At 50.1% G+C, this 13024-nt stretch carries 6 protein-coding genes and 2 pseudogenes; 4 read left to right on the forward strand and 4 right to left on the reverse strand.

What is annotated here, in order from left to right; translation table 11 throughout:
• Positions 1 to 278 precede the first annotated feature (278 nt).
• Positions 279 to 2900 (forward strand): antiviral RADAR system adenosine triphosphatase RdrA, encoded by a 2622-nt coding sequence (gene rdrA / locus WH298_RS05000; RefSeq protein ID WP_180822350.1) that lies wholly within the window; start codon positions 279 to 281, stop codon positions 2898 to 2900.
• Complete coding sequence (gene rdrB / locus WH298_RS05005) at positions 2900 to 5647, forward strand: antiviral RADAR system adenosine deaminase RdrB (RefSeq protein WP_180822351.1); 2748 nt, start codon at positions 2900 to 2902, stop codon at positions 5645 to 5647. Before rdrA ends, rdrB begins: the two co-directional genes overlap by 1 nt.
• Before the next feature lie 198 nt (positions 5648 to 5845).
• On the opposite strand, the pseudogene WH298_RS05010 reads toward rdrB, so the two are convergent.
• A pseudogene (locus tag WH298_RS05010) lies at positions 5846 to 6099 on the reverse strand (IS110 family transposase); the annotation flags it as partial.
• Positions 6100 to 6181: 82 nt separating this feature from the next.
• On the opposite strand from WH298_RS05010, the pseudogene WH298_RS05015 reads away from it, so the two are divergent.
• Positions 6182 to 6486 (forward strand): annotated as a pseudogene (locus tag WH298_RS05015) (integrase core domain-containing protein); the annotation flags it as partial.
• Between the two features lie 93 nt (positions 6487 to 6579).
• Here the strand turns inward: WH298_RS05015 and WH298_RS05020 are convergent.
• A complete protein-coding gene (locus WH298_RS05020) occupies positions 6580 to 7860 on the reverse strand; it encodes a tyrosine-type recombinase/integrase (protein WP_180822352.1) in 1281 nt (426 codons plus the stop codon).
• A gap of 217 nt (positions 7861 to 8077) precedes the next feature.
• Between WH298_RS05020 and mutS the strand changes: the two genes are divergently transcribed.
• The gene (gene mutS / locus WH298_RS05025; protein WP_180822353.1) at positions 8078 to 10633 is read left to right on the forward strand and encodes a DNA mismatch repair protein MutS; all 2556 of its coding nucleotides are present in this window, start codon (positions 8078 to 8080) and stop codon (positions 10631 to 10633) included.
• 112 nt (positions 10634 to 10745) lie between these two features.
• Here the strand turns inward: mutS and rpoS are convergent, their stop codons facing one another.
• Positions 10746 to 11744 carry an RNA polymerase sigma factor RpoS gene (gene rpoS, locus WH298_RS05030; protein WP_007893257.1) on the reverse strand — a complete coding sequence of 333 codons (999 nt, stop codon included), beginning with the start codon at positions 11742 to 11744 and terminating at the stop codon, positions 10746 to 10748.
• A 48-nt stretch (positions 11745 to 11792) separates the two neighbouring features.
• Positions 11793 to 12908: a murein hydrolase activator NlpD gene (nlpD, locus tag WH298_RS05035; RefSeq protein WP_007893255.1), complete on the reverse strand. Its 1116-nt coding sequence runs from the start codon at positions 12906 to 12908 to the stop codon at positions 11793 to 11795.
• Between the last annotated feature and the right edge of the window lie 116 nt (positions 12909 to 13024).

Consider the following 13024-nt stretch of genomic DNA (forward strand, 5'->3'; position numbering starts at 1 on the left):
GAGCAGGGTCGTCTAACGGGGTGGGGTCAGTCCATTTAGCGCCTTGATGGGACACTATAACAAGCGCCTTAGGCGCATCTTTCAGTTAACCTTTCTCTTATAGAGTACCGTTCGTTTATGGCACGGTGAGCACCACGAGAGAGCCAGCCCCTTTACCCCTCTCAAATAATTTAGTTTTAAGGGTTACAGGTACGGTTCAGTAAATGTCTTTTGCATTTGTCGTGATAGAATAAGGTCCTAATTTTGCCCTATAGAAATCCGCTAGCCAGGTGCCGATCATGAGCCAGAACAAGCGATACATCCCCCTCAATACTGGCGAATCCGCCGTTTTGCCCGACGCTAACACCCTTCTGCCTCGTGGTGAGGTTTATGAACCGCTGGCACGGATGATTATTGAAGCAGTTCAAAAGGCAAAAGCCGCCACAGGCAGATCGCTAAATGAGCTGCGCGAACATAATGCCATCTCGATAGATGGCGCACGCGGGACTGGTAAAACTGCTGTATTGGTAAATCTGAAAAGCTATCTAAAAGATCGGGACGTCTTGAAAGATGTCCACATTCTTGACCCGGTAGACCCGACTCTGTTGGAAAATGGCGACTCGTTATTCCTACACATCATCGTCGCCGCTGTGCTTCACGATAATGATGTCAAAGAACAGCAGCGGATTACACCGAATAATGCCCGTAGCCTGAACCAGACGCTGGAGAAGCTCGCCCAATCGCTGGAATCGGTCGAGACACAACAAGAACGTCACGGCATGGACAAGGTACGTGCCATGTACAGCAACAAACAGCTAGCCGACTGCGTGCAAGATTTTTTCCGCGAAGTGTTGAGCTTGCTGGACAAACAGCTGTTGATCCTTCCGATCGACGATGTCGATACCTCGTTGAATCGTGCATTTGAAAACCTCGAAATCGTACGACGTTATCTAGCTACACCTCATGTGTTGCCCATCGTCTGTGGCGATCGATCACTTTACGATGAGGTAACCTGGCGCGATTTTCATGGCCGCCTCACCAAAGATTCCAGCTACCGTCGCACAATAGCCTATGAAAGGGCCGTAGAATTAGCAGCAGAGTATCAACGCAAGATCCTGCCTTTCCCTCGCCGTTTGACCATGCCGGAAGTCAGCAGTTATTGGCAGTGGGGGCCAGTTGGAGAAGAGGCGGCTGACACTAGAGTTACTCTCGGCAATGCAAATGATGCAATGCCTTTGGCTAACTTCATTTCTTGGCTGGAGATCTTTTTGACTGGCCCGGTGAATGGATTTGAAAGTAGTCGTCCCTCGTTGCCAATACCTTCTATCCGTGCCTTGTCGCAATTAATCAGGCATTGCCATGATCTTATTCTGGAATTGCCAGCTGAAATTCGTACTGCTAAGGATGAACTGAAGGTGCGGATTAGTTGGCAAATGCCTCCTAAGCTTCAGGATGAGGCTGATAAAACAACGGAGCTTCAGGATGAAGCTGATAAAGCAGCGAAGCAGAAAAGAAATGAGTTTGCACATAATCTGGTGAATTACTTCTGCTTTGAACCTAAAGCTGGTGCAGCCTATCTGATATTGCTTGCCAAACTGCATTGGCAAGAGTGTTTCGAATCCTCATCCTCACAACATCGCAGCCTTCTTGACACCCCCTTGTTCCAGCCCCTTAAACATGCTACTGCCAACTTTGAGCTTTTCGACAAGGCGGATGACCTTTCTGCTTGGCCGATTTTATTGGATGGACGGTTGCCTGAAGAGTGGTTGGCCGGTATCAAATCTCAGAAAACTATTCTGCCGTATCCAGTGGCAGAAGTTGGGGTAAATTCAAGCAAAGGGTGGGATTACATCAAGGAGATTCAAAGCCTTTCAATACAAGGTTTGCAAGTCGAGCAAAGGAAAAAGGCAAGCTTTTTGATTTCCTTGCTGGCACAGAATAATTTTTACACCAACGCCAAGAAAACCATGCTGCTGAATATAGGCCGGGTGTTTGAGTTGTTAATTTCCAGCATTGTCGGTCCGCTATCGGTCGAAGAAATTCATGCAATCATGGGGCGGGCTCCTTTCTTTTCTACGGCAGCACTGGCACCTACTAAAACAATCACTTTTAACGAAAAAGAAAATAAGTCCAATGGTGGTGATGAAGGGTCGGAAGAGTTTCAAAACGCAGAGTACGATATAAATTTGATAGCAGAGAGACTACATCAAGAAATAGAAATGTGGCGGCAGACCTGTCATGTTAATCAAATTGATCTTGCGCCATGGTTGGTTTACAAGGTGTTTAATAAAGTTTATAGCCAAGTGGCGAGTGATGAGTATGTGCCAAATGGCATGAAACGTATCAGAACGGCGCTAAATATGGTAGCTCACAGTTTCTATGCAACTTGGTTTGCCTTTGGTAGTTTTGAAAAGGGTGAGCTGTTTGGCTTGCCTAATGTAATAGCAACGACCAACATTAATCCTGAAAATCTAAAAAATTACACAAGCAATGACCAGTTTAATGTCAACGTCAAACCAATACTGGAAGCTTTTGATAAAAATAATTCTTTAAGGGCTGTCAGCATTGTGCTTGCAGAGCACCCGTTGAAGAAGTGGATTGATGAGGTAATCAATTTGGATTGGCCTAAGTCTGAGGAAAATCTTGAGGCTAAAGCTGAAAAACATTTGAGAGAAGAGCTTGGCATCACCGCCAAGAATATAAATAAAACGACAATAAAAACACAAGCTAGAAAACAAATAGAAAAATTAGGTTCGATATATGATCATATGGCAGCTAATTTCGGAGGTGATAGCAAGTACGCAAAACTCCTAAAAGAGATTTTTGATGAATTGTCTAAAGAACCAGCGCCAAATTCGTCAAATCAGCCGCAACCTAATATACAGCTGACAGGACAAGGTCAGGACAAGGAACCAGAGTAATGCTCCAGCGCACCTTGACTGAACACGCCGCTGAGTGTTTTTTTGGCGATGAAAGATTAGCCGCACGACTGTGGCAGCACTTGCTAAAGTCAGCTGACGGTCTGGAGTCTGACCATTGGCATCGACTGCAGGATGATTTATATCATTTGCTAGTAGAGGGCTTGGAGGCGCGCCATCCTCGCGAGCACCGGCTGACCGATGTGCGCCAGTTGATGGGGCGCATACTTGATGGTGACTTGTTGCTGACGCCAAAACTGCCGTGGCTGGACGAGCTACAACAGAGGCTATTGCAGCGCAATGGCGACTTGCTGTGCTACCTTGAGAGTGAGGTGCAGGCGTATGTGCGCCTTGCAGCGGGGCTGGACCCTACGTTGTTGGCCGGCTGGCATTTAGCACAGTGGCTGAATGACATGCCTCTGCCACCGATACACGACATCCGCCGCGTGGTGTCCGCGCAGACTGCATTTTTCGCCCCATCTGGAAACCCATCACTACCGTTTGCCGAGGGGCATGTGCATTTCTGGGGCATCACAACCGATTGCGCGATTCTCGACGATTATCTGCTGTCGGGTGACGAGTTAAGACTCGGCAACAATGCAAGTCAGTGGCAGAGAGAGCAGCACGACAACTTGGAGACTCTGTTGCAGCGCGCGCGGCAACTGTTGGTGTTGTTGCTGGAATCCGACGAGCAGACCAAGCGGCCCCAAAATACTAAGGACAATCAGCCATGTTGTTCGGAAGGTTGGCCGCAGCATCTGGCGCGGCTCAATCTTGCCATGCACTCCTCTACCCTCAAGCCAGACTGGGATTTGCTTGCCGCTAGCCTACATACTACCAACGTTGGTAGTGCGGATTGGCTACTGAGCGAGTTTGCATTGGCAATGAAGCGTGGCGATGCCAATCGCTGGTTGTGGCTGTATGTCTATCTTTGTCGCCGCTATTGCCAACCTGATACCCATCCACTGCAACGCGCGGCCATCTTGTGTTTCTGGCAGACCGTGAACCAGCTGCGTAGTAATCTGATAATGGACGGGCAAGGGCTGACACGCTTTGCCGAGCGCTACTATCAATCAGGGCTCGGTAGGGGTGGCGACTATCAAGGGAATATGCGCCGATTGTGGGCAGGTCGTGCTGATGTGGCAGAGATCAAGTCAGCGCCGCTGGCATTTAAGCCGGCGTTTGTCGGCAAGATCGCTGGCGGCCTGCTTGCAAATGCCAGTTTGTCCTTGCCAAGCCCCCCCTACATTTTTGGTGAATCTGATATCCTGCTGGATATGCAAGCTTTGGCCGCCATGCAGGCGCTGGAACGCTGGCAATTCTGTGGCCACTTTTTTCGTTCACAAACTCACAAGCAAAATCAGCGCCCCAGGCCGGATCTTAAGAAGTTGTGGAAAGAGGCTGAAAAGCTGATACGCAATCTACAAAGTGCTTCCGGCTGGAACGCACCCGAGTTTTTAGGCGGCAAACAGAATCAAAATTTCCATTTCCAACCGGCTAGATGGTTTCGTGGGTTAGATGTGGCAGGTGATGAAAACGCATTAAAAATTGAATGGTTTGCGCCAGTACTGCGTTGGCTGCGTAGCGGCTTCAAACCACTGTCGGATGGCGAACGTGCCAGCACCGGCTTTCATCTGAGTATTCATGCCGGTGAGGATTACGCCCATCCGGCATCGGGCATGCGCCATATAGACGAGACAGTACATTTTTGTAAGATGCGTGAAGGCGACCGGCTGGGCCACGCCTTAGCGCTGGGCATAGTCCCGAAAAAGTGGGTTGCACGGCAAGGCGAGATGATACTGCCACTGGACGAGCATCTGGATAATCTGGTGTGGCTTTGGCATCACGCAAGTGTGCTGAGTGCCGTACTGCCGCTGGCGCAGCAGGTATTGCCCCTGTTCGAGCGTCGTATTGCGCGTTTCTGGCGCTTGTCGCGCTGGTGGCAGGTGCCGGATTTGATGGACGTAGATGCGTCTAGCCAGCAGGCGGGGCTGAATTCTGCTGCCGGTTGCGATGATGCGCCTTTGCGTCATGCGACACCGGATGATCTGTATCAGGCATGGTGGCTACGTCGTAATTGTCACTTTCGCCTAAATGAGGTTGGTGATAGCTGGCAAATCACTTCGCAAGAGCTGTGCGCTTTGCCAGATCATCAAGAATTGAGCGAGAGCAGTACGCTGGCGAGCCAGCTTTATAAGGAACGGCATAAATGGCTGGAGAAAATTACAAATGTGCCTTTGGTGATTGTATGCATGGGAGATGAAGCGGCTGCACATGGTGGATTTAATTCCAAGTTTGGCCGTAAGATTGATGAAGACATTCTGAAAGATATCGACACCCCGGCCGAGCTGGACTTTATGCACGCGCTGCAAGACTGGCTACTAACTGAATACGATAAGCTGGGGCTGATCATCGAGGCGAACCCGACGTCCAATGTCTATATCGCACGACTGAAATCACACGCCGAACACCCGATTTTCCGCTGGTATCCACCAGACGAATCGGTGCTGGAAAGCGGCGCTTCGGCCAACCTTTATGGATTGCGCCGAGGACCTGTGCGTGTTCTAGTGAACACCGATGACCCCGGCATCATGCCGACGACACTACGCACCGAGTTTTTGCTGCTGCGCGAGGCTGCGCTTGAGCTTAAGGTAGGCCGCACATTGGCCGAACGCTGGTTGGAGACCTTACGGCAGTACGGCATCGAGCAATTTCATCGCAATCATTTTCCGGTATTCGAGCCAATTTAAAGGAGAATAATTGTCGGAAAAAATGCACATTTTGCGAAATAGTGAGTCGCCCCGCTTTTTTATATAGCTTCACAGTGGCTGTTGATACAAAAGCCGACTGTGCGCTTAACCGAACGGCTAATGGAAGAGCATGCCAAGGCCGATGACTTTATTCTTCACCGTTACTTAACACAATTAACGGTGTCGCAGGTTTAGCCGTTGGACCGCCCTGAGCTGGGACCACCATGCGATGTTGCGATGATAATCAGAGGTATGTTCAAAGGCAGCGATAATACTGTCATGGGGTGAAGCGGTGAGAGCAAGCAGTCGGTTGAACCCTTCCAGTGTGTTTTCGATACGCAGATAAAACGCTCGTCCATCAGGGTACCGAATTTTCGCATCATGATGTTTTTTAGAGATATCCAAGGCAATCAGTGTCCCCAAATGCTGACATTGCTAACAGGAGTGTTCATTGATTTTCTCCACTTGTGACAGACACTACAAGTTGTCGAAAATGGCTGACTTAAACGCTAACCAGATACATTCAATAGGTATCACGGCCCGGAATTTATCTCCCTGGCACTGGCTGAATGGGCAGAGAAACATGCAGTAAGACTGGAGTTTATCCAGCCGGGTAAGCAGACGCAGAACGCTTTTATTGAGCATTTAACCGGACGTATCGTACAGAAATACTCGATTTTTATCTGTTCAGAACGCTGAATGAAGTGCAGGAAATCACGGAAAGGGGGTTGTCAGAATATAACTGTGAACGCCCGCATGAATCACTGAACAATATTACGCCGGAGGAATATCGACAACACCATCATTTGGCTGGGATCTCAAAAAATGCCTGGAACTAAAACGGGCCTATTAAAGTTTTAATTCCTTCACCCATCATAACATGTTGATTTAAAATAGAATCTTGTACATCTAGAAAAAATATTAGACCAAACTTATTGCAGACTATCTAAATAATCAGCCCATACCTGCAACCACTTCCGACACTCAGCATCATACTTATACAAATTATAAATCCCTTCAACGCCGCCACGTGTATGCCCCAATACGGCCTCTGCTACCTCATTTGGACACTGCAAACGAGATAAGCCCGTTCGTACTGTACGACGCAGGTCATGCGGCGTCCAATGAGGAATATCAAGCATTTGACCGCTTTCACGCAAACGCCATGAGTTTTCAGTTAGATACTTCTGCTGGATTGGCTTCTTAGTGGCTTGCGAAGGGAATAGATATTTATCAGAGGTAAGGCGTAGAACCTTGAGAAAGTCGATCGCCTGATCCGATAACTGAACGTAACGCTCTACTCCAGTCTTGGTTTCTCTAAGATGAATGGTGCCTTTATCAAGATCAACATCCTTCCATACCATATTGCAGACTTCACCGGTACGACATCCGGTCCAGAGAGTCAGACGTAACACGTTTTTGATCGTTGGCGTGTAAGCCGAGCCCGGAAGCCATTTAAGGAATTTTGCAAGCTCGTCCTCACTCAGTACCCGTGTTCCACGTCCATTTGTGAGCTTGATTCTTGTCTGTCGTAAGCTGGATTTTGCTAACAATGCTGGATTCGCAAAACTGTCATCAAAGCGCCCAAGGCCAATTGCAAATTCATATGCGAGTGAAAGCTCCCTCAGTACATTCCCTGCCTGTACGGTTGCACCTCGAGCTACAATGCCATTGATTAAATTAATGACATCCTGGCGCGTAATCTCAGCAGCATTTCGTGTTCCTAAGCTTTTAACAGCGTCACCATAGAGAGTACGACGAACCTCGGCCTGCCCTTTCGGCTTTCTGGCACCGGGAATGATTTTTCCGTCCTTCGTTTTTCGATCCTCAATACGTTCGGTAAGATACAGTTCAACTAGTCCCTGTACGGTCAATTCAGGGATCTTAGCCTGTTCAGCTTCAATCGCACGCTGGAGCTTATCTTGCTTAAGCTCAGACGCAGGACACCGGCCTTCCTGTCGGAGAAGCTTTAATTCGTGAAGTTTAAGACGTGCAGCGGCGAGAGAAATTTGGGGGAAGTTACCAATTTTAACCTGTGCGAGCTTGCCAGTCAGAGGGCTTGTGTAGCGGTAGAAAAAAGACTTAACCCCAGTAGCACCACAAGAGACACGTAAGCCTCGATTTTCGCCTACATCAGCCTTATCTTTGTCGCCAGGCTTCATCATTTCTACCGCTTTAAACGAAAGTGGTTTTCCCTCTTGTTTTCCTGCCATAAAGACTCCGTTATCATGCACCTTATGCAGTCATGAACATAAATGTAGGTTGCGCTGTATGTGCCCATATTTTACCAGGCCATAGGTTGATAAGCTACACTTTAACCTACATTTAAATGTAGGATTTCATGATATCCGATGAGACAACGTGAAATCTAATGATAACCATAAAAATCACTAAATCATTAAAAATGAAGAGAATGGACATCACAAACCGATGAGTGCAATAGAAAATTTAGACTCGCACACCCCAATGATGCAGCAATACCTGCGCCTGAAGGCCGATCATCCTGACATCCTGCTGTTTTACCGCATGGGCGATTTCTACGAGCTGTTTTACGATGACGCGAAACGCGCCTCGCAGCTGCTGGAAATATCTCTGACTAAGCGTGGCGCATCCGCGGGAGAACCCATCCCGATGGCGGGTGTGCCCTATCATGCGGTTGAAGGTTATCTGGCGAAACTGGTCCAGCTCGGCGAATCAGTCGCGATCTGCGAGCAGATTGGCGATCCCGCCTTGAGCAAAGGCCCGGTTGAGCGCAAAGTCGTGCGTATCGTTACACCCGGCACCATCAGCGATGAAGCTTTACTGCAAGAGCGCCAGGATAATCTTCTGGCCGCTATCTTTCAGAGCCAGCGCGGCTTTGGTTACGCGACGTTAGATATTAGCTCTGGTCGATTCCGCCTGAGTGAACCGGGCGATGTGGAAACAATGGCGGCGGAACTGCAGCGTACCAATCCCGCTGAGTTACTCTATCCCGAAGATTTCCAGGCGATGACGCTGATTGATCAACGTCGTGGTCTGCGTCGCCGTCCGCTGTGGGAATATGAAATCGATACGGCGCGCCAACAGCTCAATCTGCAGTTTGGCACCCGCGATCTGAGCGGTTTTGGTGTCGAGCAGGCCCACCTGGCACTGCGTGCCGCCGGATGTTTACTGCAATATGTCAAGGATACGCAACGCACCTCGCTGCCGCATATCCGCTCGCTGAGCATGGATCGTCAGCAGGATAGCGTGATTATGGATGCCGCCACACGCCGAAATCTGGAGATCACTCAGAATCTGGCGGGTGGAATCGAGAATACGCTGGCGGCAATACTGGATAAAACCGTCACGCCTATGGGCAGCCGTATGCTTAAACGGTGGCTACATATGCCTCTGCGTGATGTCTCTACTATTGCTCGTCGCCAGGAATCTATCGCTGAGCTGCAATCACTCAGCCAGGAATTGCAGCCGGTGCTGCGGCAGGTGGGCGATCTGGAACGTATTCTGGCGCGCCTCGCGCTGCGTACTGCTCGCCCCCGCGATTTGGCGCGCATGCGTCACGCCTTCCAACAATTGCCAGAGTTAAACCAGCAGCTTGCAGGCGTTGAGGCTACGCAGCTAATTAACCTGCGGTCTCAGATGGGTGAGTTCAACGAGCTGCGTGAGCTGCTCGAGCAAGCCATTATTGAATCACCGCCGGTGCTGGTGCGCGACGGTGGCGTGATTGCCCCAGGATACAATGCTGAGCTCGACGAATGGCGCGCCCTGGCGGATGGCGCCACCGATTATCTTGATCGCCTGGAGATTCGCGAGCGTGAAAAACTCGGGCTGGATACGCTGAAAGTCGGCTTTAATGCGATTCACGGCTATTACATTCAGGTAAGTCGCGGGCAAAGTCATCTGGTACCCATTCACTATGTTCGCCGTCAGACATTGAAAAATGCTGAGCGTTACATCATCCCCGAACTGAAAGAGTATGAAGACAAGGTTCTGACATCAAAAGGGAAAGCGTTAGCCCTTGAGAAAGGCCTCTATGAGGACCTTTTCGACCGTTTGCTGCCGCACCTTGAAGCGCTGCAAAACAGCGCAGCCGCGCTATCAGAACTGGATGTATTAGCCAATCTGGCCGAGCGCGCCTGGACGCTAAACTACTGCCGTCCGGTGCTGCAAGAAAAAGCGGGGATTCGCATTACCGCAGGACGCCATCCGGTGGTTGAACAGGTGCTGAAAGAACCCTTTATCGCCAACCCGCTGTCGCTCTCTCCGCAACGGCGCATGCTGATTATTACCGGCCCCAATATGGGCGGTAAAAGTACCTATATGCGCCAGACCGCCTTGATCGCTTTGATGGCGTGGATTGGTAGCTATGTGCCCGCAGAAGAAACGGTCATCGGCCCGATCGATCGTATATTCACTCGCGTCGGCGCTGCAGATGACCTGGCTTCCGGTCGCTCCACCTTCATGGTTGAGATGACGGAAACCGCCAATATCCTGCATAACGCCACCGAAAATAGTCTGGTGCTAATGGATGAAATTGGTCGCGGTACCTCAACTTACGATGGGCTGTCGCTGGCATGGGCTTGTGCAGAGAGCCTGGCGAATCGTATTAAAGCCATGACGCTGTTCGCTACCCACTATTTCGAGTTGACTACGCTACCAGAGAAAATGGAAGGTGTGGTGAATGTGCATCTGGATGCGGTGGAACATGGCGATACTATCGCCTTTATGCATAGCGTACAGGATGGCGCGGCGAGCAAAAGCTATGGTCTCGCGGTAGCTGCGCTGGCGGGCGTGCCGAAAGAGGTGATCAAGCGTGCACGTAACAAGCTGAAGGAGTTAGAAGCACTGTCCGGTAGCTCTGCAGCATCAACGGTGGAAGGTTCGCAAATGCAGTTGCTGGTGACAGAAACCTCACCAGCGATGGATGCGCTGGAAGCACTGGATCCTGATAGCCTCACACCTAAGCAGGCGCTGGAATGGATTTATCGCCTCAAGACGCTGGTCTGAAGTCACTAAATGACTGCTGGCAGCAACTATATTGCAAGCAGTCAGAAAACCTGACCTGCAGGCGAAAAAAAACGGTGACCATCAGGTCACCGTTTTTCATTATCGGTAAAAATTATTCGCGAAACAGTGCTTCAATGTTCAGGCCCTGTGTCTGCAGAATCTCACGCAGACGGCGCAGCCCTTCCACCTGGATTTGACGTACGCGTTCACGGGTCAACCCGATTTCACGACCTACATCTTCCAGCGTTGCCGCTTCATAGCCTAACAGGCCAAAACGACGCGCCAGCACTTCACGCTGCTTGGCATTCAATTCAAACAACCACTTAACGATGCTTTGTTTCATATCATCATCTTGCGTGGTGTCTTCCGGACCGTTGTCTTTCTCATCGGCCAGGATATCCAGCAGCGCTTTTTCGGAATCGCCACCCAAAGGTGTATCAACCGAGGTAATGCGCTCATTGAGACGCAGCATACGGCTTACGTCATCAACTGGCTTGTCTAACTGCTCGGCAATCTCTTCAGCACTCGGCTCATGATCAAGCTTGTGCGAAAGTTCACGCGCGGTACGCAGATAAACGTTTAACTCTTTAACGATGTGGATTGGCAAACGAATGGTACGGGTTTGATTCATGATCGCCCGTTCAATAGTCTGTCGAATCCACCACGTGGCGTAAGTTGAGAAACGGAACCCACGTTCTGGGTCAAACTTCTCTACGGCGCGAATCAAGCCGAGATTACCCTCTTCAATCAGATCCAGCAGCGCCAGACCACGATTGCTGTAACGGCGGGCAATCTTTACTACCAAGCGTAAGTTACTTTCAATCATGCGGCGGCGAGAAGGAATATCACCCCGCAATGCACGGCGTGCAAAGAAGACTTCTTCTTCTGCCGTCAGCAATGGTGAGTAACCAATCTCTCCGAGGTAAAGCTGCGTCGCATCCAAAACGCGTTGCGTCGCACCCTGTGACAACAGCTCTTCTTCCGCTACGTCGTTGTTATCACCAGGTTCGTTCTCAACGAGAGCCTTCTCATCAAAAACCTCAGCTCCGTTGTTTTCCTCGAATTCCGCATCTTCATGTAAATCGTTAACTTTCAGCGTATTCTGGTTCATTAGCGGCTCCTACCCGTGATCCAAGGGCAGAACCAAGGTTCTGCCGGATTATCGCTGCGGTAAATAACGCAACGGGTTTACGGATTTCCCCTTGTAACGAATTTCAAAGTGCAATCTTACTGAACTGGTACCGGTGCTACCCATGGTAGCGATTTTTTGCCCCGCCTTAACTTCCTGTTGTTCCCGGACCAGCATAGAGTCGTTGTGGGCGTAGGCGCTCAGGTAGTCATCATTGTGTTTGATGATGATTAAATTACCGTACCCACGGAGCGCGTTGCCTGCGTACACCACTCTTCCCGAAGCTGTGGCGACAACAGGTTGTCCACGCGAACCGGCGATATCGATACCTTTATTTCCGCCTTCCGCAGCGGAGAAGTTATCGATGATCTTCCCATCAGTCGGCCAACGCCAGCTTCCCACTGGAGTTGTGCTATTAGTCGTGCTGCTGACTGTAGGGGGTGCGACAACCGGAGCTGTGGTCGTTGCCACATTATTTGCTCCTTTCGACGGCAGCAATTTGCTACCCGACGAATTACCCGAATCATCAGAATACGTAATAACAGGTTGCTGTGCAACAGGGGTCGATTTAATTTGCGTTTGACTCGGTGTAACAGGTACGCCGCCCTGTGTTGCATCCGCTACGGTTATCGCATTACCACCGGTGATGGTCTGGCCGTTGCCGTTGCCAACCTGCAGCGTTTGCCCGGCGTTCAAGCCATACGGCGCTGCGATGTTGTTGCGTTGCGCCAGATCGCGGAAATCGTTGCCGGTAATCCAGGCAATATAGAACAGGGTGTCGCCACGTTTAACGGTGTAGGTCTCGCCGCCGTAGCTGCCTTTCGGAATATTCCCATAGTTGCGATTGTACACAATGCGACCATTTTCGGTGGCCACATTATTATTACCACTAACCATTCCGCCGGACGGTTGCGCTGAAGAAGTGCCGCCGCTTAACATTCCGCCACTCGGCATCGCAGGCACACCGCTACTTTGCGAGGAGATCATGCCGCCACTGGGGGCTGAAGCCATTCCACTGTCGCCGCTGTTACTACCAACCTGGCTAATGGGTGCCTGCGTGTTATCGCCTGAACTACAGCCCGCCAGCCAAAAACCTACCAAAGAAAGTGCCGCCAAACGGCGTAATTGAAATGCTGTGCTTCCCATGCTCACTGATCCCCCGTGATGGCAACCCTGAATATAAATGTGTAACGGCGTTAACCGCATTATCCACTGCGCGTAACGTTTAAAACGGTTTTTAGCATTGATAAACAAGGATAGTA

This window comes from Pantoea nemavictus (assembly GCF_037479095.1).
Classification (GTDB): domain Bacteria; phylum Pseudomonadota; class Gammaproteobacteria; order Enterobacterales; family Enterobacteriaceae; genus Pantoea; species Pantoea nemavictus.